This window comes from Acinetobacter sp. yr461, assembly GCF_900110445.1.
In the GTDB taxonomy this organism is placed as follows: Bacteria; Pseudomonadota; Gammaproteobacteria; order Pseudomonadales; family Moraxellaceae; genus Acinetobacter; species Acinetobacter calcoaceticus.
In genome coordinates this window covers 51,554-74,048 of record NZ_FODU01000003.1, presented here as the reverse complement: position 1 = coordinate 74,048, position 22,495 = coordinate 51,554, and the positions used below count along the sequence as shown (strand labels likewise).

At 39.1% G+C, this 22,495-nt stretch carries 21 protein-coding genes; 15 read left to right on the top strand and 6 right to left on the bottom strand.

Features of this window, described 5'->3' with window-relative positions; translation table 11 throughout:
• Window positions 1–267: 267 nt before the first annotated feature.
• Window positions 268–1,104, bottom strand: a complete 837-nt coding sequence (locus tag BMW38_RS06670) for a posphoenolpyruvate synthetase regulatory kinase/phosphorylase PpsR (protein WP_003652470.1) — start codon at window positions 1,102–1,104, stop codon at window positions 268–270.
• Window positions 1,105–1,251: 147 nt separating this feature from the next.
• On the opposite strand from BMW38_RS06670, the gene ppsA reads away from it, so the two are divergent.
• The 12 genes from ppsA to alr all read left to right on the top strand — a co-directional run bounded on the left by ppsA (window position 1,252) and on the right by alr (window position 13,655).
• On the top strand, window positions 1,252–3,639 hold the full coding sequence (ppsA, locus tag BMW38_RS06665; RefSeq protein ID WP_170834047.1) for a phosphoenolpyruvate synthase: 2,388 nt from the start codon (window positions 1,252–1,254) through the stop codon (window positions 3,637–3,639).
• A gap of 64 nt (window positions 3,640–3,703) precedes the next feature.
• Window positions 3,704–4,459: an RDD family protein gene (locus BMW38_RS06660; RefSeq protein WP_092706755.1), complete on the top strand. Its 756-nt coding sequence runs from the start codon at window positions 3,704–3,706 to the stop codon at window positions 4,457–4,459.
• Window positions 4,460–4,775: 316 nt separating this feature from the next.
• Window positions 4,776–5,810, top strand: a complete 1,035-nt coding sequence (gene cyoA, locus BMW38_RS06655; RefSeq protein ID WP_092706753.1) for a ubiquinol oxidase subunit II — start codon at window positions 4,776–4,778, stop codon at window positions 5,808–5,810.
• A gap of 3 nt (window positions 5,811–5,813) precedes the next feature.
• Entirely contained in the window at window positions 5,814–7,805 is a 1,992-nt protein-coding gene (gene cyoB, locus BMW38_RS06650; protein WP_003652474.1) for a cytochrome o ubiquinol oxidase subunit I, read from the top strand.
• Between the two features lie 4 nt (window positions 7,806–7,809).
• Window positions 7,810–8,430 carry a cytochrome o ubiquinol oxidase subunit III gene (gene cyoC / locus BMW38_RS06645; protein ID WP_005306751.1) on the top strand — a complete coding sequence of 207 codons (621 nt, stop codon included), beginning with the start codon at window positions 7,810–7,812 and terminating at the stop codon, window positions 8,428–8,430.
• Window positions 8,430–8,759 (top strand): cytochrome o ubiquinol oxidase subunit IV, encoded by a 330-nt coding sequence (locus BMW38_RS06640; RefSeq protein ID WP_004643325.1) that lies wholly within the window; start codon window positions 8,430–8,432, stop codon window positions 8,757–8,759. The genes cyoC and BMW38_RS06640 overlap by 1 nt, the downstream gene beginning before the upstream one ends.
• 10 nt (window positions 8,760–8,769) lie before the next feature.
• Window positions 8,770–9,648, top strand: coding sequence for a heme o synthase (gene cyoE, locus BMW38_RS06635; protein ID WP_092706751.1), 879 nt, complete (start codon window positions 8,770–8,772; stop codon window positions 9,646–9,648).
• A gap of 183 nt (window positions 9,649–9,831) precedes the next feature.
• Complete coding sequence (rpsF, locus tag BMW38_RS06630; RefSeq protein ID WP_003652481.1) at window positions 9,832–10,215, top strand: 30S ribosomal protein S6; 384 nt, start codon at window positions 9,832–9,834, stop codon at window positions 10,213–10,215.
• Between the two features lie 11 nt (window positions 10,216–10,226).
• On the top strand, window positions 10,227–10,454 hold the full coding sequence (gene rpsR / locus BMW38_RS06625; RefSeq protein ID WP_003652483.1) for a 30S ribosomal protein S18: 228 nt from the start codon (window positions 10,227–10,229) through the stop codon (window positions 10,452–10,454).
• Between the two features lie 8 nt (window positions 10,455–10,462).
• Entirely contained in the window at window positions 10,463–10,909 is a 447-nt protein-coding gene (gene rplI / locus BMW38_RS06620) for a 50S ribosomal protein L9 (RefSeq protein WP_004643328.1), read from the top strand.
• Window positions 10,910–11,106: 197 nt separating this feature from the next.
• On the top strand, window positions 11,107–12,552 hold the full coding sequence (dnaB, locus tag BMW38_RS06615; protein ID WP_003652486.1) for a replicative DNA helicase: 1,446 nt from the start codon (window positions 11,107–11,109) through the stop codon (window positions 12,550–12,552).
• Window positions 12,553–12,584: 32 nt separating this feature from the next.
• Window positions 12,585–13,655, top strand: coding sequence for an alanine racemase (alr, locus tag BMW38_RS06610; protein ID WP_092706749.1), 1,071 nt, complete (start codon window positions 12,585–12,587; stop codon window positions 13,653–13,655).
• Window positions 13,656–13,714: 59 nt separating this feature from the next.
• Here alr and BMW38_RS06605 read toward each other — a convergent pair whose 3' ends face one another.
• The 4 genes from BMW38_RS06605 to BMW38_RS06590 are packed head-to-tail and all read right to left on the bottom strand — an operon-like array spanning window position 13,715 to window position 17,417.
• Window positions 13,715–14,449 (bottom strand): proteasome-type protease, encoded by a 735-nt coding sequence (locus BMW38_RS06605; RefSeq protein WP_004643330.1) that lies wholly within the window; start codon window positions 14,447–14,449, stop codon window positions 13,715–13,717.
• A gap of 16 nt (window positions 14,450–14,465) precedes the next feature.
• Window positions 14,466–15,245 carry a transglutaminase family protein gene (locus BMW38_RS06600; RefSeq protein ID WP_005046296.1) on the bottom strand — a complete coding sequence of 260 codons (780 nt, stop codon included), beginning with the start codon at window positions 15,243–15,245 and terminating at the stop codon, window positions 14,466–14,468.
• A gap of 2 nt (window positions 15,246–15,247) precedes the next feature.
• Complete coding sequence (locus tag BMW38_RS06595) at window positions 15,248–15,844, bottom strand: alpha-E domain-containing protein (protein ID WP_092706747.1); 597 nt, start codon at window positions 15,842–15,844, stop codon at window positions 15,248–15,250.
• Between the two features lie 22 nt (window positions 15,845–15,866).
• A complete protein-coding gene (locus tag BMW38_RS06590) occupies window positions 15,867–17,417 on the bottom strand; it encodes a circularly permuted type 2 ATP-grasp protein (RefSeq protein ID WP_092706745.1) in 1,551 nt (516 codons plus the stop codon).
• A gap of 227 nt (window positions 17,418–17,644) precedes the next feature.
• On the opposite strand from BMW38_RS06590, the gene BMW38_RS19480 reads away from it, so the two are divergent.
• Window positions 17,645–18,652, top strand: a complete 1,008-nt coding sequence (locus BMW38_RS19480) for a helix-turn-helix transcriptional regulator (RefSeq protein WP_199964430.1) — start codon at window positions 17,645–17,647, stop codon at window positions 18,650–18,652.
• Window positions 18,653–19,028: 376 nt separating this feature from the next.
• On the opposite strand, the gene mnmG is transcribed toward BMW38_RS19480, so the two are convergent.
• On the bottom strand, window positions 19,029–20,909 hold the full coding sequence (mnmG, locus tag BMW38_RS06580) for a tRNA uridine-5-carboxymethylaminomethyl(34) synthesis enzyme MnmG (RefSeq protein WP_092706743.1): 1,881 nt from the start codon (window positions 20,907–20,909) through the stop codon (window positions 19,029–19,031).
• Between the two features lie 232 nt (window positions 20,910–21,141).
• Between mnmG and BMW38_RS06575 the strand changes: the two genes are divergently transcribed.
• Together BMW38_RS06575 and prmA are read left to right on the top strand one after the other, a co-directional pair.
• The gene (locus BMW38_RS06575) at window positions 21,142–21,435 is read left to right on the top strand and encodes a hypothetical protein (protein WP_092706741.1); all 294 of its coding nucleotides are present in this window, start codon (window positions 21,142–21,144) and stop codon (window positions 21,433–21,435) included.
• A gap of 153 nt (window positions 21,436–21,588) precedes the next feature.
• On the top strand, window positions 21,589–22,485 hold the full coding sequence (gene prmA / locus BMW38_RS06570; RefSeq protein WP_092706739.1) for a 50S ribosomal protein L11 methyltransferase: 897 nt from the start codon (window positions 21,589–21,591) through the stop codon (window positions 22,483–22,485).
• The last annotated feature ends 10 nt before the right edge of the window (window positions 22,486–22,495 follow it).

Genomic DNA, 22,495 nt, shown 5'->3' with positions numbered 1-22,495 from the left:
TTGATTGTTTTTTTAAAATATTTAGTAAAATTAAACAATTACCATTTTTCAGCACAATAAAATACATACACTTCTTTTCAATAGTATTATTTAAGTTTACAAATGAGTTGCAAAAGAAGTACAGGTTTGTAACCAATAAAAAACATTTAATAATGTTTGGTTTTATATTTAAAACTTTTATTTTTATTGTATTTATATTTTAACCACTCAATTTATTTATAAATTAATATACATAAATCGAATGGTTAAAATAAGCAGTTGATTAAATTAACCAATACGACGTTTTAATCCTGTCATCTGCAAAACACGCGTTGAAATTTCTTCAATCGACATTTCAGTCACATTTAAATATTTAATACCTTCAGAAATATAGATTCCTTCAATTGCTCTAAGTTCCATTTGGCATTGACTAAAACTTGCATAACGACTATTAGCCTTACGCTCACTACGAATCGCAACTAATCGCTCAGCATCAATCATTAAACCAAACAATTTATTACGATGTGGTCTTAGTACTGCTGGTAAACGGTTATCATCCAAATCTTCTTCTGTTAATGGATAGTTTGCAACACGAATACCGAATTGAAGCGATAAGTAAATAGAGGTCGGCGTTTTCCCCGAACGAGAAACTCCAATTAAGATTAAATCAGCTTTATCATAATGGCGAGTACGCGCTCCATCATCATTATCAAGCGCAAAATGAACAGCATCAATACGAGCTTTATAAGACTCAGAATCGGTCACGGCATGTGTCTGTCCCACCAATGTGGTGGGTGGTGTACCCAGTTCTTGTTCTAATTTACTGATTAAACCTTCAAATACATCAAGATTAACTGCTTTAGCAGTATTAATGATTTCTCGCACATGCGGATCAACTAAAGTATCAAATACTAAAGGCAGACAACCATCTTTGGTTTGACATCGATTAATCTCGACTACAATCTCCATTGCAGCCTCTTCGGTTGCAATATACGGCATGATATGAATATCAAAATCTACATTGGGAAATTGTGCTAATAACGAATGTCCAAGAGTCTCTGCAGTAATTGCAGTTCCATCAGAAATAAAAAAAACGCTTCGCTTAAATTGTTTACTTTCTGACATTAAAATTCTCCTTAAACATTTGTCTTAGTACTATATAATCTTTATAGTAAACTGATCTTACATGACTGTCGCTTAGTATAATTCTCAACTAAGCACTTTATTTTTATAATTTCATGCCAAGATAGACATTAATACTGCAAAAGTGGAGTGAAAACTTTGGAAGCGCGCGTAATCGGTCTAGAAAAATTAGGGAAACACGATGTCGAACTCGTAGGTGGGAAAAACTCATCTTTGGGTGAAATGATCAGTCATTTAGCAAATGCTGGTGTATCGGTACCAGGCGGTTTTGCAACTACTGCTGATGCCTATCGTGAGTTCTTAGATCAAAGCGGTCTTAACGCTCGAATTCAAGCAGAACTTGCTCAACTCAATGTTGATGACGTAAATGCTCTTGCAGAAACAGGTGCTAAAATTCGTCAATGGATTGTAGAGACTCCACTCACTGCAAGCCTAGAACAAGAAATTCGCGCCGCTTTTACAACACTTTCTAACGGCAACCCAGAAATCGCGGTTGCCGTTCGTTCATCTGCAACTGCTGAAGATTTACCAGATGCTTCATTCGCAGGTCAGCAAGAAACTTTCTTGAATATTCGCGGTATTGATAACGTTCTTATTGCGATTAAAGAAGTATTTGCTTCTTTATATAATGACCGTGCAATTTCTTACCGTGTACATCAAGGTTTTGATCATGACGTCGTTGCACTTTCTGCAGGCGTTCAGCGTATGGTTCGCTCTGAAACTGGCGCTGCGGGTGTAATGTTTACCCTTGATACCGAGTCTGGTTTCCGCGAAGTTGTATTTATCACAGCATCTTATGGTTTGGGTGAAATGGTTGTGCAGGGTGCTGTGAACCCAGATGAATTTTACTTATCTAAACCACTATTAAATGCTGGTAGACATTCAGTTTTACGCCGTAACCTTGGCTCAAAACACCAGAAAATGATTTATGGTGAAGAAGGTTCTGCTGGTAAATCAGTTGTCGTTGTTGATGTTGAAAAACAAGAGCGCCAACAATTTGCTTTAAATGATCATGAGTTACAAGAACTAGCTAAACAAGCGCTTATTATTGAGCAGCACTACGGTGCGCCAATGGATATCGAATGGGCGAAAGATGGCGATGATGGTCAAATTTATATTGTTCAAGCTCGTCCTGAAACGGTAAAAAGCCGTCAAAATGTAGGCACAATGGAGCGCTACCTTCTTAAACAAAGAGGCACTGTTCTTTGTGAAGGTCGTTCAATTGGTCAACGTATTGGTTCTGGTAAAGTCCGCATTATTAGCTCAATTAAAGAAATGGACAAAGTTCAAGAAGGCGACGTTCTTGTATCAGATATGACCGACCCTGATTGGGAACCGGTAATGAAACGTGCCGCGGCAATTATTACTAACCGTGGTGGTCGTACATGTCACGCAGCAATTATTGCACGTGAACTTGGTGTACCCGCTATTGTAGGCTGTGGTAACGCAACAGAAGTATTGACTGATGGTCAAGAAGTAACTGTTTCTTGTGCTGAAGGTGACACTGGCTTCATCTACGAAGGCGCTTTAGATTTCGAAGTTCAACGTAATTCAATTGAATCTATGCCTAAGCTTTCGTTCAAAATCATGATGAACGTAGGTAACCCAGACCGCGCGTTTGACTTTGCTCAAATTCCAAATGAAGGTATTGGTCTTGCTCGTCTTGAGTTCATTATTAACCGTATGATCGGCGTGCATCCTAAAGCGCTACTCAACATTGATAGCCTACCTCGTGAAACTCGTGCTGCAGTTCTAACTCGTACTGCTGGTTATGCTTCACCTGTAGATTTCTATGTTGAAAAATTGGTTGAAGGTATTGCGACTCTTGCTGCTGCATTCGGTGACAAGCCAGTTATTGTTCGTATGTCTGACTTCAAATCAAATGAATATGCAAACTTGATTGGCGGTAAGTTATACGAGCCTGAAGAAGAAAACCCAATGCTCGGTTTCCGTGGTGCAAGTCGTTATGTATCTGATAACTTCCGTGACTGTTTCGAATTAGAATGCCGTGCACTTAAGAAAGCTCGTGATGAAATGGGTCTAACCAATATTCAAATCATGATTCCTTTTGTACGTACTGTATCTGAAGCAAAACGCGTTATTGAGTTACTAGCACAAAATGGTTTGAGACGTGGTGAGAACGGCTTAAAAGTAATCATGATGTGTGAATTACCAACTAACGCCCTATTAGCTGAACAATTCCTAGAGCATTTCGATGGTTTCTCTATCGGTTCGAATGATTTAACTCAGTTAACACTAGGTCTTGACCGTGACTCAGGTATTGTTTCACATCTATTTGATGAGCGTGATGCAGCAGTTAAAGCACTTCTTTCAATGGCTATCCATGCCTGCCGTAAAGCGGGTAAATATGTAGGTATCTGTGGTCAAGGTCCTTCAGATCATCCCGATCTTGCAAAGTGGTTAATGGAACAAGGTATTGAGTCTGTTTCTCTTAACCCAGACTCAGTTTTAGATACATGGTTCTTCCTTGCTGAAGAAAAAATCAAACAAATCTAATATGTTATAAAAAAAGGCCCATCCGTGGGTCTTTTTTCATCTTTAGAACAGAGAATTTTTATTTATGCAAATTTACTTGGCACGTAATAATCAACAAGCTGGGCCTTACACCTTAGAGCAAGTAAATCAAATGTTGGCTAGCCAACAAATTTTGTTAACTGATTTAGCTTGGCATGAAGGCATGACAGAATGGAAAGCTTTAGGAGAATTAACCCAAGGTAAACTTGTATATCAACCTATCGGTTATTCTGCACCTGTCATAAACACAAATAGTTCATCTAATGAAACTATTCGTCAAATTCGTGTAGAGCCTAAAATTCATGAACTTGCCTCTATTCCATCTCGAGCTTTGGCAAAAATTATTGATTTATTGCTTTGGTTACCAATAGCCGCAATTCCTTCTTTTTTCTTTAATGAATCTCAGTATAAGCAATTATTTGAGTTGCAAAAACAAATGCAATCAACTGAAGTTGCTTCAACTAAAGCAGCAGAACTACAACACCAGCTTTTCACTTTAATCCCTATAGAAGCTTGGCATTCTATGCTTGTTTACGTAGTAATCATGCTTGCAATTCAAGCCATCCTTTTAACAAAGTTTGGGCAAAGTATAGGTAAGAAAATTGTTGGCATTAAAATTGTAGATTTTGAAAGTAACGGCAAAGTTAATTTAACTCGCATCTTCTTATTAAGAAGCATTGTTTTCATCATATTAAACTTGCTGTTTATGCCTATTAGTACAATTATTGACTATGCATTTGCATTAGGGCAAAAACGCCAAGCGCTACATGACAAAATTGCAAGAACAAAAGTGATCAAATGATAGCAAATGACTCATTGATTTAAAGTCTAAAAAAATGGAGGCACCTCGCGTCCATTTTTTCTATAGAGAGTTGATATTTAAATAAAAGCTCCATACAGATTAAATACCCTACAAAAAAAATCGGGTTTTAAAACAATTATTTCAGGCTGCTTTATGTATAGCTTAGTTTGTCGATATGAGGCATAATGCCCTACAACGTAGCGGTGTCATATAATTGAGAAGTCTAAATTTAAGGATTAGCGTTCTCAATCATGCGACACTTTAATCGCTATCCCATATTTAATTAGGGAATGGGACTCTTCACCGAGGTTGTAAAATGAGACAAACGATTTTAGCTGTATTGTCTTTATCAACGCTTGCCGCACTTTTGACTGGGTGTGGTGGTGATATGGTACTTCTAAACTCTAAAGGTCCAGTTGGTCAAGGTCAAAGTGACCTTATGATGACTGCGATCTATTTAATGTTACTTGTGGTGATTCCTTCAATCATCATGGCATTATGGTTTGGTTGGAAATATCGCGCGTCAAATAAAGATGCAGACTATAAACCTACATGGGCACACTCAACTACAATTGAAGTTGTAGTATGGGGTATCCCTGTCATTATTATTGGTATTTTAGCTTGGTTAACTTGGTGGGGTTCCCACAAGTATGACCCATACCGTCCTTTAGAATCAGATAAAGCACCTTTAACTATTCAAGTTGTTGCTGAGCAGTTTAAGTGGATCTTTATTTATCCTGAACAAAACATTGCAACAGTTAACGAAGTACGTTTCCCTGAAAAAACTCCGTTAAGCTTTAAAATCACTTCTAACTTTACAATGAACTCATTCTTCATTCCACAGTTAGGCGGCCAGATTTATGCAATGGCAGGTATGCAAACTCACCTTCATTTGTTAGCAAATGAACCTGGTGTATATCGTGGTTTCTCTTCTAACTACTCAGGTTACGGTTTCTCTCAAATGCGTTTCAAGGCGCATAGTGTTACAGAGCAACAATTCAACGAATGGGTAGCAGCTGTTAAAGCAGGTAATGGTTCTACCATTAACCCAGAAGCAGTTCAAAAAACTACGCTTGACCAAGCTGAATTGGCAACCTTACGTGATGGTGACCGTTCTAAGCACCAAATCGAGCATTTAGTAAATCGTGCTAAAGCCGCTGGTGATCAAGAAGCGCTTGCTAAAGCTGAAGCTATGAAACCGTTCCCGACTAAGCCACACCCTGTGACTTATTACTCTTCAGTTGAACCAAAATTGTTTGAAACAATTATCAACCACTATATGAGTAACTATCATGGTGTTGACCACTCTGCTGCGCATGCAACAGCTGAACACGCTGCTCAAGGGGAATAAGACATGGATATGATTTTTGGTAAACTGGGTTGGGACTCTATCCCGACAGAGCCAATCGTGCTTGTCACCATGGTCCTTATGGCACTTGGTGCAATTGTTGTGCTTGGCGGTATCACCTATTTCAAAAAATGGGGATATTTGTGGAATGAGTGGTTTATTACGGTAGACCATAAAAAGATTGGTATCATGTACATTCTTGTATCTGTAGTCATGCTTTTGCGTGGTTTCGCCGATGCAATTATGATGCGTCTACAACTTTTCCTCGCTAAAGGCGGCGGCGAAGGTTATCTACATCCAGACCATTACGACCAGATCTTCACCGCACACGGTGTAATTATGATCTTCTTCGTAGCAATGGGTCTCGTTGTTGGTATGATGAACATCTCTGTACCTTTACAGATTGGTGCTCGTGACGTTGCTTTCCCATTATTGAACTCTTTAAGCTTCTGGTTATTCGCCGGTGCTGCTGGTTTGATGATGCTTTCACTTGTATTAGGTGAATTTGCTGCGACTGGCTGGATGGCTTACCCTCCTCTGTCTGGCATTCAATATTCTCCTGGTGTAGGTGTTGACTACTATATCTGGGCACTTCAGGTTTCTGGTCTAGGTACGCTTTTATCTGGTGTTAACTTCTTCGTTACCATCATCAAAATGCGCGCACCTGGCATGAAATTGATGGATATGCCTATTTTTACGTGGACTTCACTTTGTACGGCTGTATTAATCATCGCATCGTTCCCTGTATTAACAGGTACACTTGCAATGTTAACTCTAGACCGTTACTTCGGCTTCCATTTCTTCACAAATGAGCTTGGCGGTAGCCCAATGCTTTATGTGAACTTGATCTGGACATGGGGTCACCCTGAAGTATATATCCTAGTATTACCAGCATTTGGTCTATACTCAGAAATCGTTGCAACCTTCTCTCGTAAAGCGTTGTTCGGTTATAAGTCTATGGTGTATGCAACTATCGCGATTACTGTTCTTGCGTTCGTTGTATGGCTTCACCACTTCTTTACCATGGGTGCTGGTGCGAACGTTAACGCGTTCTTCGGTATCATGACCATGGTTATTGCGATTCCTACTGGTGTGAAAATCTTCTCTTGGTTATTCACCATGTATAAAGGTCGCATCACCTTTACTACTCCAATGTTATGGACGCTTGGCTTCCTTATCACATTTGGTATTGGTGGTTTAACTGGTGTACTTATGGCTGTTCCACCTGCGGACTTCCTTGTACACAACTCATTATTCTTGATCGCTCACTTCCATAACGTAATTATCGGTGGTGTGGTGTTTGGTATGTTTGCCGGCATCATTTACTACTGGCCAAAAATGTTTGGTTGGAAGCTCAATGAAGCATGGGGTAAAGCTGCGTTCTGGTTCTGGTTCTTCGGTTTCTATTTTGCATTCATGCCACTTTATATCCTTGGTTTCATGGGTATGACTCGTCGTTTGAATACATATGACAACCCAGAATGGGATCCTTACCTTGCAATTGCATTATTTGGTGCTGTTCTCGTTGCGATTGGTATTGCATGTTTCTTAATGCAAATCATTGTTGGTTTCTTACAACGTAAGGACAACATGGACCTTACAGGCGATCCATGGGATGCACGTACGCTTGAATGGGCGACTTCTTCCCCTGCTCCGTTCTATAACTTTGCGCATGAACCAGATGCAAGCGGTATTGACCGTTTCTGGACTGACAAAGAAAATGGTGTAGCATACGCACGTAACACTAAATATGAAGACATCCACATGCCGACTGATCGTGCTGCTGGTTTTGTCATTGCAATGTTCATTACGATCCTTGGCTTTGCTCTCATCTGGCATATTTGGTGGCTCGTTGTTGTTTCATTCGTTTCAGCTGTTGTTAGCTTGATCGTAAGCTCATTCACTAAGAATGTTGATTACTATGTTCCTGCTGCTGAAGTTGAGCGTATTGAAAACGAACGCTATGCTTTACTTGAAAAACACTTGAAGAAGGACTAAGGAAATGGCTGAAGTACTTCATCACGACAACCACGGCCACGATGGTCATCATGAACATGATGATACCGACTTAACGGTCTTTGGTTTCTGGACATACTTGATGAGTGACTTGATTCTTTTCGGATCACTCTTCATTGCGTTCGCTGTATTAAGCAGTCATATTCCACCAGGAACTCCAAGTGCATATGACCTGTTCCATGACTCATTAGGCTACGTGTTAACTGAAACATTTGCCTTATTGATTTCATCGGTAACTTTCGGTTTTGCTGTACTTGCATCTTATAAAAAGAATGTAAATCAAGTCATCACTTGGTTATTTATTACATTCCTTTTTGGTGCAACGTTCATTGGAATGGAACTTTATGAGTTCCATCACCTTGTCGAAGAAGGTCATGGTCCAACTCACAGTGCATTCTTATCATCGTTCTTTACTTTGGTTGGTACACACGGTATCCACGTAACTTCTGGTTTAGTGTGGATGTTGGTCTTGATGTATCAAATCAAAACTAAAGGTTTGACATTACCGAATACACGTCGTCTAGCTTGCTTAAGCTTGTTCTGGCACTTCCTTGACATCGTTTGGATCTGTGTATTCAGCGTCGTTTACTTACTGGGAGTTCTCTAATGAGTAGTCATGACCATAATGCTGCAGGTGCGTCACACGGTAACTTTAAGCAATACACTGTTGGATTTATCCTTTCTGTTATCCTCACCATCATCCCGTTCGGGATGGTGATGGCGGGTGGTTTCAGTCGTGGCATCTTAGTTACAGTAATTGCAATCGCTGCTGTTGCTCAGGTTCTTGTACAGCTTGTGTACTTCCTACACATGAATACATCATCTGAACAACGCTGGAATATGATTGCATTCATCTACACAATCTTATGTATCGCGGTACTTTTAATCGGTTCTGTGTGGATTATGAATTACCTTCACTACAACATGATGATCTAAACTGATTGACATGTTGAAAAAATATCTATTCCTGACTAAACCAGGAATTCTCTTCGGTAATTTCATTACCACCTTGGGCGGCTTTTTCTTAGCCGCCCAAGGCTCTATAGACATCTTATTATTACTACTCACCCTACTTGGAACAACTTTAGTTGTAGCTTCTGGTTGTGTTGTAAATAATGTTATAGACCAAGACATCGATATCAAAATGCAGCGTACGCAAAACCGCGCACTAGTCAAAAAAACCATCTCTCCTACTGTTGCACTTATATATGCATTTGTTCTTGGACTTATCGGTTTTAGTATTTTGTGGTTCGGTGTAAATGCTTACGCTTTTTTGTTTGCAATGATTGGTTTTATTGTCTATGTCGGTTTTTATAGTTTGTGGACAAAGCGTACCTCAATCCATCAAACCGTAATTGGTAGTATTTCCGGGGCGAGTCCTCCTGTTATTGGTTATACAGCAGTAACTCATCATTTTGATGTAGCCGCCTTACTTTTGTTTTTGGCTTATGCGCTATGGCAAATGCCACATTCATGGGCAATTGCTATTTATCGTTTTGACGATTACAAAAATGCCGGAATCCCCATTCTGCCAGTTGCACGCTCTATTTATCGCACGAAAGTAGAATGTGTCATTTATATTCTGTTGTTTGCAGCCGTATTGAATGGTTTATATTGTTTTGGCTATACCAATATATTTTTTCTAATAACCTTTAATGCACTAACAGCGTATTGGTTATATTTATCAATTATTGGATTTAAAGCTGAAAATGACCAACTTTGGGCTAAACGTTTTTTCCTCTACTCGGTCATATTAATTACCCTGTTAAGTTTGAGCTTTAGCTTTACCTATCAATCCCCTGCTCCAAATCTTCCTCTCTTTTAAATAAGGGAGGATTTTCTCTTATAGTAAAGAAGTTTTACTTTTCTCATCAAAAGATTTGTTTTTGGTCGCATTTTTACCTATAATTCAGCCTTCGCAAATTTTGCGACATAACTTATTAAGTTATGACTCCTTGCTTCTAATGTTTTATTTATTAGGGGCTGTTTAAACCGTAAGGAGCTGACAATGCGTCATTACGAAATCGTACTTTTAGTACACCCAGATCAAAGCGATCAAGTTGTAGGTATGGTTGAACGCTATATCTCTCAGATCAAAGAAGCTGAAGGTCAAATTCACCGTTTAGAAGATTGGGGCCGTCGTCAATTGGCTTACCCAATTAACAAAATTCACAAAGCACACTACATTCTTATGAATGTTGAATGTGGTCAAACTACGCTTGATGAGCTAGAAGAATTATTCCGTTATAACGACGCGATCATTCGTAACCTTATCATCCGTCGTGAACACGCAATCACTGAAGAGTCATTGCTTGCTAAAAGTGCTGAAGAAAAGCGTGCGCGTAAAGCTCAACGCGAAGAAGCACAGCAAGTTACTCACGAAGCTGAATAAGGAGAACATCAATGGCACGTTTTTACCGTCGTCGCAAGTTCTGCCGCTTTACAGCTGAGAATGTTGTGTACATCGACTACAAAGATATCGATACTTTAAAACAGTACATCACTGAAAACGGCAAGATTGTTCCTAGCCGTATCACTGGTACTAAAGCTCGTTATCAACGTCAATTAGCACTTGCTATCAAGCAAGCTCGCTACTTGTCTTTGATTGCGTACACTGACAACCATAAGTGAGGTGATCTGTGGACGTTATCTTATTACAACGCATTAAAAACCTTGGTAAATTAGGCGATAAAGTATCAGTTAAAGCTGGTTACGGCCGTAACTTCCTTATCCCTCAAGGTAAAGCAGTTGCAGCTACTGAAGCTAACACTGCTGCTTTCGAAGCTCGTCGCGCTGAACTTGAAAAGCAAGAAGCTGAAATTTTAGCTGCTGCTCAAGCACGTGCTGAACAATTGAATGAAGTTAATATCGTTATCACTGCTAAAGCTGGTGACGAAGGTAAACTCTTCGGTTCTATCGGTACTCGTGACATCGCTGACGCTTTAACGAATGCTGGTCTTGCAGTTGACCGTGCAGAAGTTCGTTTACCGAATGGCGCACTTCGTCACACTGGTGAATTCAACATCGCAATCCAATTGCATCATGATGTTGCTGCAGAAGTTCTCGTTACTATCGTATCTGAGTAATTTCTCACCAAAAAAAGAGCATGCTTTTGCATGCTCTTTTTTTATGTGCCCTACTTTTAAAATAAGATATATTAATTCCTGATCAGTTCTTTAGTTTAATTGGTTTTTTAATTAGGTAGTTTATTTAATTTTGTTTTAAGATAGTTCTCGGCCTCACAGGCTATTTGCGTAACCTTTCTTTATCATCAGGTCTAATTATGTCTCAGGCGAATGCCAGTTCTTTAACCCGTTCATCTCCAACAGAAAATAAGACGAGTGAATCAGGCCAACTTAAAGAGTTTCGCACTCCCCCACACAATTTAGCCATTGAGCAAGCTGTACTTGCTGCACTAATGACAGTTGCCGAATCTTTCGAGCAAGTTAGTGATATGTTAAAAGAAAATGATTTCTATGCGACTCGCCATAAATATATTTACCGTGCAATCGAAAAACTCGCACAAGAAAATTCACCTTATGATGCGGTCTTAGTTAACGATTGGCTTTTAAAACAAAATTTACTTGATGCTATTGGTGGCGAAGAATATTTAATGCAGCTTATGGCTGACTCCCCATCAAGTTTCTATAACTTAGAAACGTATGCCACAAAAATTAAAGAGTTCTCTACGCTTCGTAGTATGATCAAAGTCAGTACTGAAATTCTACAAAATGCTTATGACACAAAAGGTCGTGGTGTTAGTGAAATTCTAGATCTAGCAGAAACCAGTATTTTCTCTTTAGCAGAACAGCACAATAACAATAAAAAAGATGCAGGTCCTAAATCTATTAGCTCTGTAACTGCCGATGTAATTAGTAAACTTGATGAGCTTTCAAAACTTGATGGCAATATTACTGGTTTAACCACTGGCTTCTTAGAACTTGATAATAAAACATCTGGTATGCAAGCTGGTGACTTAATTATTGTTGCTGCACGTCCATCTATGGGTAAAACCACTTTCGCCATGAATTTGGTTGAAAGCGTTCTACAATATAACAAGCTACCCGCTCTGGTATTCTCAATGGAGATGCCAGCAGACTCAATTGCGATGCGTCTTATTTCTGCAATGGGTAAAGTTCACCAAGGACATTTACGTTCGGGGAACTTAGATGCGGATGAATGGACCAAAGTTACTGGCACAATTTTGCAGCTTCAACAAATGCATTTGTATATTGATGACTCATCTGCCCTACCTCCAACGGAACTTCGTGCCCGTGCTCGACGCATTGCCAAAATGCATGATGGTAAAATCGGCTGTATCATGGTCGATTATTTACAGCTCATGAAAGTTCCTGGCATGGGTGATAACCGTGTGGGTGAGATTTCAGAAATTTCACGTAGCTTAAAAGCCTTAGCAAAAGAAATGCACTGCCCCGTTATCGCACTTTCCCAGCTCAACCGAAGTCTGGAAAACCGACCAAATAAGCGCCCAGTAATGTCAGACTTACGTGAATCTGGTGCGATCGAGCAGGATGCCGACTTGATTATGTTTATTTACCGTGATGAGGTTTATAACAAAGAGTCGAAAGAAGCCGGTACCGCAGAAATTATTATTGGCAAACAGCGTAACGGTCCAATTGGTTCAGTTCGTCTTGCCTTTGAAGGTCAATATACCCGATTTAGTAATCTCTCTCCTGAGTATTACAGCCAATATGATGATGAAGAATAAACTCTATCTCTAGCCCAAAGGAGTAAATGAGGGTGCGCCAAGCAACAGTTTATATTGATCGCCATGCGCTTCAATATAATTTAAACCGTGTCAAACAACTCGCAGCAAATTCAAAAATTGTAAGTATGGTGAAAGCTAATGCTTACGGACATGGAATCAAAGACTGTTTAGCAGCCTTAAATGCCTCAGATGCCTTTGGTGTCGCCTGCCTACAAGAAGGTTTAGAAATTCGCGAACTTGGATTTCAACAACCTGTTACTTTAATTGAAGGGGCATTTTCTGAAGATGAAATGCCTATTGCAATTAAGCAAAAATTTGAATGTGTGATTCACCATCAACAGCAGTTTGAATGGTTAATTAAACATAAGCAAGAATACATCGCTCAAGGCCTAAAAGTCTGGATTAAGCTCAATAGCGGCATGAACCGTTTAGGATTTAAAGTTCCTGAAATTATTGAGGTCATTAAAACTTTAAAATCTGAAGGCTTTACCTGTGTACTAGCGATGCATTTCGCAAATGCAGATGTGGACCATCCCCTCAACGAGCAACAAAAACAACAATTTTTACAGGTTAAACAAGCTTGTGATCCAGTTTTAGCATCTTGCTGTAATTCTGCTGCTATTTATAAATGGCCAGAATTACATTTTGACTATGTTCGCCCGGGCATTATGCTTTACGGCGCTTCGCCTTTTGCAGATAAAACAGTACATGATCTTGACCTAAAACCAGTCATGTCCTTTACAGCAGAAGTGATTGCATTGAATCACATTCAAGCTGGAGAACATGTAGGTTATGGTTCAACCTTCTGTGCGCAACAAAAAATGGATATTGCAATAGTTTCTATTGGCTATGGTGACGGATACCCGAGAGCTTATATTAAACAAAATTATGTAGCGATTAATGGGCAATTATGTCCTGTAGTGGGCAGAGTCAGCATGGATATGCTTGCAATTGACGTTACAGCTATTCAAGTTAAATTAGGTTCTCAAGTCGAACTTTGGGGAACACACCGCTTAGTTGATGATGTCGCCGATGCAAACGGAACAATAGGATATGAATTACTCTGTCGCTTAAGTAATCGCCCTATTCGTAAAAGCAGTTAAATAATAAAATATAAAAAAATCCAAGCATGCTTGGATTTTTTTATCAGCTTTTAAAAATTTTATCGCCAATAATCATCAGTCGGTTTTGGCAATTCTTGCAAACCACGGCGTAAAGTATCGGACCATTGTTTACTAATTTGTGAAAAATACGGATCATCTTCGGTAATTCGTTTACCCACCGGAATAATGAAACTATCTTTATTGTAAACCAATGCGTCAAGCGGCAATCCAACAGAAACATTTGAGCGCAAGGTTGAATCAAAAGAAATCAAACTACAACGTAATGCATCATCTAGCGGCATCGCATAATATAGAGCACGATCCAAAATAGGTTTTCCGTATTTGCTTTCTCCTATTTGAAAATAGGGTGTATCCGTAGTTGCACAAATAAAATTACCTTGCGGATAAATATTATAAAGCTGCATCTCACCGCCTTTAATTTGCCCACCTATTAAAATACTACACGCATAATTCATTTGTTCTTGAGTGTCTGAACTAATATCTTCTAAAACACTTTTTAAGGTTTTACCAATCAGTTCAGCCGCCTCAAACATCGTATTGACACTATATAAGTTAGGTTCTTGCTGCAAAGTGAGAGCATTTTGCAAATGACCTATAACAGCTTGTGTCGTCGCTAAATTACCTGCTGTTTGTAAGGCCATGAAACGCTCTCCAGTAACGCCGAAAGTATGCAATTTTCGGAACACAGAAATATGATCAACTCCTGCATTAGTTCTCGTGTCACTAATAAACACTAAACCTTGTTCCAATCTAAGCGCACAACAATAGGTCATTTCATTCTCTTTACATTCAACATGCCAACACCTGAACCACAGACATCATGTTTTCCACCCCACCTTGCTCTCTTACACCACGAATAGGTGCCACATCGAGATAATCACGGCCTACTGCAAGGTAGATATGATGTTTGGGTGTAAACAACTGATTGCTTACATCAAAACAATACCACTGATTTTCTAAAAATACTTCCGCCCAAGCGTGACTGGCAAGGTGCGGATAGTTTTGATCAAATAGATAACCAGAAACATAACGTGCCGGCAATTGTAGCGCACGACACATCGCAATTAAAACATGAGCATGATCTTGGCATACACCCTGTCCAGCGTGAAATGCTTCAGTTGCAGTTGTCTGAACCGAAGTACTTTCAGGCTGATAGAGTATTTTCTGCAAAATATGTTCACTTAATAATGCAATATGCTGTCGGTCTTTGACCCCCACAATATTTTTGGCAAAGTCCAACATTGCCAAATCACATCGGGTTGCACTTGTCATCTGCAAAAACAAATTTGTCGGTGTAGATAGATTTACACAACCTAGCTCTACATTTTGAAGTTCAATGATTCCTTGAGCCATAAATGTAAGATGTTGGTATTGATAACGCTGACTAGCCGTCATCCATACATTGTTAAATATGTCCCTTTTTATCGTTTTGTCACCCGGCACGCTAATTGCCCAATTCATAACATGTTGATGCGGTGATGTTTGAGGCATCATTTTAATATACTGAATACTGTTTTGAGCAGTTTCAGTATAGCTATAATGCGTTTGATGATTCACCATCAATTTCATAATCAGACCTCAAACATATTTTCCAGCTGCTGTGTAAAAGTATAATAAGCGTCCCAAGTTAGCTGATGCTTTAGTACTTGCCAATTTTGATCTATATTCTCCCAACCTAAGCTAACAAGCCGTTGCACCACAACATCTAGCTCTGACACGAGGCCTGATAAATCTTGCCCAAAACGTAGTTCTATATCAAATTGCTCTATTTTTTGACCTAAATTCAGAAATAAACAAATATCTTCATTCTCCGCTTCTAATATTTGAGTACATTGTTCAACAGCTTTTCTCAAAGTCTCAGGTTGAGGTTGAAGCGTGTTAATAACATTATTTAATTCTGCATAAGCATTTGATGACAATATACCTCTTAGTGCCTGAATATTATCTTTAGCAATAACGAGCTGGTTCAGTAATGAAAATGTTTGCTTCTTGTCTAACATATAGTGATTTAGTAATTCAGCATTTTCTATGACTAAACCAAATGCTGCTGCAAATTTTGTTGCTTTCTCATCTTGTGTAAAGGGTAAATGAGAGGCAGCAAATTTAACTCGCATTAAATATCGACCCAACCAATATATTTGATGCGCACTCGAATTGAGTAAAACCATAAAGTTCCTCTTTAACCCACAATTAGGAATGTAATGTTTCGACAACCCATGTATCTTTTATGCCGCCACCTTGGGACGAATTTACGACTAAAGAGCCCGCCTGCATGGCCACTCGCGTTAAGCCACCCGGCACTATTTCTGTACGATAAGGTGAACTCAATACAAATGGACGTAAGTCAATATGACGTTCAGCCACCCCAGATGTAGTTAAAGTTGGAGCAACAGATAAGGCCAAGGTCGGTTGTGCAATGTACATATGAGGTGTGGCGATCAATTTTTTTCTAAAGTCATCAATTTCACACGAACTTGCTTGAGGCCCAATTAACATGCCATAACCACCCGACCCTTGTGCTTCTTTAACAACTAACTGGTCCAGATTAGAAAGTACATAATCTAAATGTTCATCTTTACGGCACTGATAAGTAGGTACATTTTTTAGAATTGGTGTTTCACCCAAATAATATTGAATCATTTGATCCACATAAGGATAAATAGATTTATCATCAGCCACACCTGTTCCAGGCGCATTTGCAATAACAACATTTTTTTGCAAATAAGCAGACATAAGACCCGCCACACCTAAAGCACTGTCCGGTCGAAATGCTAACGGATCCAGAAAATCATCATCTAAACGGCGATAAATTACGTCTACTTTTTGACGCCCACGAATCGTTTTGACAAAAACTTGATCATTTTCTACAAATAAATCCCGATTTGTAACCAGTGGTACATCCATTTCACGTGCTAAAAAAGCATGCTCATAATAAGCACTGTTAAAACGTCCCGGTGTTAGTACCACAATAAAAGGTCTGTCCGCAGGTGAATTCTCCTGCAATATTTCTTTTAAAAGTTTTGGATAATGCTCAATTCCCTGTAAATTATTGGTTGCACATAGCTCTGGCATCAATTCTTGGCTAATTTTTCGGCTTTCGATCATATAAGATACGCCAGAAGGTGTTCTTAAATTATCCTCCAATACAAAAAATTCTCCTTCACCATCACGGATAATATCAATTCCACTAATTTGTGAATAAATTTTACCTTTCAGAGAATGTTTAAGCATATGTGGCTGAAAAGCATCATTCCCCATAATTTGCTCTTCGGGAATGAGCTGTTCTTTCAAAATATGTTGTCCATGATAAATATCATCTAAAAAGTAATTTAAAGCTTTAACACGCTGTGCACAGCCCGAAGCTATTTTCTCCCATTGTTTTTTTTCAATCACCCTTGGAATTAAATCAAAAGGAATTGTTCGCTCTGCACCTTCTTTATCACCATATACGTTAAAAGTAATGCCGTGATAAAGAAAATGTTGCTTCGCTTGAGCATTCAATTCTTTTAATTCATCTAAAGTACGGATACTCAACCATTGCTCAATTTTTTTAGAAGCCGCACCATTTGATGTTACATCGTCAAGCATCTCATTAAAAAACTGTGATTTTAGCTGCTCAAATAGGTTGGTTTGTACGGAAATATGTTCTAAAAAAGAGGTTGGGTTAATGATCGCCTTAGTCGTCTGCTCTTGTATAAAAAAATCATTATCTATATGTAATTCATGCTCTTGTTCTGACATAACCACCTCGTCTTATCATTTATCTATATTTCATTTTTAAATAAGCAATTTCAGTGCCATTTATATATCTTTAATATTTTTACGGTGCTTTGTTATAACTTTCTTCCTCTAAATCTTAACATTGATTGTAAAAGGACCTATAAACCGAATCTGACAAACTTGCTAAATGTGTAAAGATTTTTTATTGTGTTGACACCAAAGCAGTTGGATATAGATGTATTACGCTTATGTCTGTAATAGAAAAAGAAACTTCAAATAGTTTATATCGCCAATGGCAGATTTTATCTCGCCTCCCTACCGGTAAATGGATCGGGACGCGGGAGTTACAGGAAATGCTTGAACGTGAAGGTATTGATATCAGTTTAAGGACTATTCAGCGTGATTTAAACCAAATTGCTCAGCGCTTTCCAATAGAAAGTAATAAGGCTGTACCTCAAGGCTGGCGGTGGCAATCCGACGCACCTATTCAGAGCTTACCGCACATGACCAGCTCTCAGGCTGTAACATTTATGATGGTTGAGGAGCATCTTAAACACTTACTTCCACCAAGTCTGCTTGATGAGATGGGGCCTTGGTTTGATTTGGCTAAACGCAGTCTCTCTACACAAAATAATGTTAGGCAATGGATTAACCGAGTACGCATCGTACCTGCCAGCCAACCTCTTATTCCGCCTGTAGTGGACCGAAATGCTCAACAAGCAATTTATGAAGGTCTACTCCAAGACAAACAAATAGAATGTATTTATCGGGCACGAGTCAATCAGGGAGAAGACAAAACCTATATTTTAAATCCTTTGGCTTTGGTACAAAAAGGTGCGGTAATTTATTTAATTTGCACACGACATGACAAAACTGAAGTTCAAACGTTTGCCTTGCACCGTTTTAAATCAGCAAAAGTCTTAGATAGTCGAGCACTGCATCCTGTCAATTTTGATATTGATCATTATATCGATTCAGGCGCTTTAGGCTTTAGAGTGGACTACAAGCAGCCAACTGAGTCAATTCAACTCACATTAACGATGACAGAGCAAACTGCTAGAACTTTCTATGAAAGTCAGTTAAGTAAAGACCAAACTATAGTTCCACTTGAAGAAAATATTGTAGAAGTTACCGCTACCGTACCTTTTACATCTCAACTGGTGTGGTGGTTACGTAGTTTTGGCAAGAAATTACTACATATCGAGCCTATACAAGTACACAATGCTGTACGAGAAATTGAATCCGAGAGTAAATAGATATAAAAAAGAGAACCATAAGGTTCTCTTTAGATTTTGAATTATAATTTTCTTAATTTTATATTGGCTCTTATATTTATACTTGTTTTCAGATCAATGTGTTCTCCCCCTACAAAACTGACCTGCTCTTTCTTTTGCGCTATTTTGAACATAAGCATTGGCATGCCATTTCATCTCTATTGTAGCGAATTGATTTCATTGTCATGGTTAAAGCCCTCTTGTTTGAACGTGAATTTAATATAACTGGCTGCTTGAAATATGTGAAATAAGAAAAAAAGGAAGCGAAATCTATTTTCTTCCTTAGGAAGTTTTCATATATTTTTGAACAGAAAATAAAAAAGCCCAGTCTTAACTGGGCTTTTTTGCATTTAAAAGATTAAGCTGTTTTCTTAATCATATTATTTTTACGAATTGTGATCATTACAAGTTGAACAGCTGCTGGTGTAACACCAGGAATACGACTTGCTTGAGCTAATGTTTCCGGAAGAACCGTTTTTAATTTCTGGGTAATTTCACGAGATAAACCAGACACTACATCATAATTAAAATCGGTAGGAATTTTGGTCTCTTCAAGACGCTTTAACTGAGCCACATCTTCATGCTGACGGTTAATATAACCTTCGTATTTCACAGCAATTTCGATTTGCTCACCCACGTGCTCCGAAACTTCAGAACCAGTAAGTTCGGCAATTTGACCAAAGTTAATATTAGGGCGTTTAAGCAAATCAATTGCACTACATTCTTTACTTAAGTCAGCACCTGTCATCTCAACGAATTTTTTACCCATAGGGTTATTTGGTGCCGCCCACAAATGTTGTAAACGAGAAGTTTCACGCTCAACCGCTTCCATTTTTTCACAATAAGCAGCCCAACGCACATCATCAACTAAACCAAGTTCACGACCAACAGTCGTTAAACGTTGATCCGCATTGTCTTCACGCAACATCAAACGGTATTCAGCACGTGAGGTAAACATACGGTATGGTTCTTTAGTACCTAAAGTAATGAGGTCATCAACCAATACACCCATGTAAGCTTGGTCACGCTTAGGTGTCCACTCTTCTTGTTCCCACGCACGGCGCGCAGCGTTTAAGCCAGCAAGTAAACCTTGGGCACCTGCTTCTTCGTAACCTGTTGTACCGTTAATTTGGCCAGCAAAATATAACCCGTTAATAGCTTTAGTTTCGAGAGTGAATTTCAAAGCTTGTGGATTGAAATAATCGTATTCAATCGCATAGCCTGGACGCAAAATATGGGCATTTTCCATACCACGAATAGAACGAACCAGCTCGAACTGAACATCAAATGGAAGCGAAGTCGAAATACCATTTGGATAAAGCTCGTGTGTATCTAAACCTTCTGGTTCCAAAAATACTTGATGCGAGTCTTTATCAGCGAAACGGTGAATTTTATCTTCGATTGATGGGCAGTAACGTGGTCCTACACCTTCAATAACACCGGTATACATTGGTGAACGATCTAAACCACCACGAATAATCTCATGGGTTTTTTCATTGGTATGCGTGATATAACAATTTACTTGTTCAGGGTGCATAGAAGCATCACCCATGAACGACATAACCGGAGATGGGAAATCACCCGGCTGCGGAATCATGACTGAAAAATCAACCGAACGTGCATCAATACGTGGTGGTGTACCCGTTTTTAAACGGCCTACAGGTAAATTTAATTCACGTAAACGCTGAGCAAGTGCAATTGAAGGAGGATCACCCGCACGACCACCACTTGATTTTTGTAAACCAACGTGGATTACACCACCCAAGAATGTACCCGTAGTTAACACAACAGTTTTAGCATCAAAGCGAATACCCATTTGGGTAACAACACCTTTAACCGTATCACCTTCAACAATCAGGTCATCAGCCGCTTGCTGGAAAATATCAAGATTTGCTTGATTTTCCAAAGTATCGCGGATGGCAGCTTTATAGCGAACGCGGTCAGCCTGAGCACGTGTTGCACGTACTGCCGCACCTTTACGTGAATTTAAAATACGGAACTGAATACCACCTTTATCGGCAGCTAAAGCCATTGCTCCGCCAAGCGCATCAATTTCACGTACTAAATGTGACTTACCAATACCACCGATTGCTGGGTTACAACTCATTTGACCCAAAGTCTCAATGTTATGGGTCAAAAGCAAAGTCTGTCGTCCCATACGCGCAGCAGCAAGGGCCGCTTCCGTACCTGCGTGACCGCCACCGATAACGATAACATCATAAACTTTAGGGTAGTGCATGAGTACAAAACACCAGAAAAAAAAAGACGGAACATTATAGCAAAATTATCTGTCTATTGATGTACATAATTACAAAATCGTCTTCACATAATTTACGGTACGCCACATGATTTGACATTTTGTTTCATGAACTCAATACAAAGTGAATGTTATTAAAACAAATTCATCTTAGAATAAAAAACGTACAGCACTTCTATAACTTTAAAATTAACGCGACAAGAAGGAATACAAAATGAAAACGACTATGTTAAAAATCTTAACCGCATCTCTACTTTGTTTTTCAGGCGTAACGTTGACCCACGCTGCGACCAATCATACTGCTAAATCGACTCATATGGCTAAATCAAGCAAAACAGCTCATCATGCTGCTGAGTCAGGCAAATCAGAGATGCAAAAACAGCTGAGAGCTTGTACTAAAAAAAGTCAGGGTGAATGGGTAGCTTACAACCATAACGGCGTAATCTTTAATGGTACTTGCCAACCAAATGAAAATGGTAAGTTACAATTTAAGGCCCCTGCTCCTTAATCTGTTTCGACATGAGGTATAGAAGAAGCAATTTATTTGCCGCTAGCCTCCTCAGTATTTTTAAAGTCGGTCCATTAAAGATGGGCCGCTTTCTTTTTTAAAACTGTCTAGTCAGCTACAATGCGCCTTTAAATAAATTTTTAGGTCCTTTTCGTGAAGTGGTTACAAATACACATTACCGTTGATCAAGCACAAGTTGAGTTCACAGAAACACTTTTAATGTCTCTAGGTGCGGTAAGCGTAACTCTGGATGATGCTGAAGATCAGGCTTTATTAGAACCATTACCAGGTGAAACACCTTTATGGAATAAAGTGATTGTGACAGGCATTTATCAACAAGACGAACAAGACCCTATTGATGTCGACACTTTAGAAGCTTTCTTAAAAGCTCAACTTCCAGACGCTCCTATCCGTCATGAAGAACTTGAAGATCAAGTATGGGAACGCGCTTGGATGGACTATTACGAGCCAATTCAAATTGGGGAAAAGTTCTGGATCGTACCTGAATGGCTAGAGCCACCAGAAGCTGATGCAACTAATATTAAGCTAGACCCAGGTCTTGCGTTTGGTACAGGTAACCACGCAAGTACTTTCTTATGCTTACAATGGCTAGGTAAAACTGACGTTAAAGATAAGATCGTCATTGATTATGGTTGTGGTTCAGGCATTTTAGGTGTAGCCGCTTTATTATTAGGCGCTAAAAAAGTATATGCCACTGATATTGACCCTCAGGCTGTTTTAGCAACAAAACAAAATGCTGAACTTAATGGCGTATTAGATCGACTATATGTAGGTCTTCCTGAAGAATTCGATCAAGAGTTTAAACCTCAACAGACAGATGTTTTAGTTGCAAATATTTTAGCGGGTCCACTAATGGCACTTGCGCCGGAGTTTGCAAATTTACTTAAATCTGACGGTGAGTTCGCACTTGCAGGTGTAATTGAAGAGCAAGTTGCTGATGTTTCACGTGTTTATTCTGAATTTTTTGATATATTAGATGTCGAAAAACGCGAAGAAAATTGGTGTCGCATTTCAGGAAAACGCAAATAATAAATTGAGA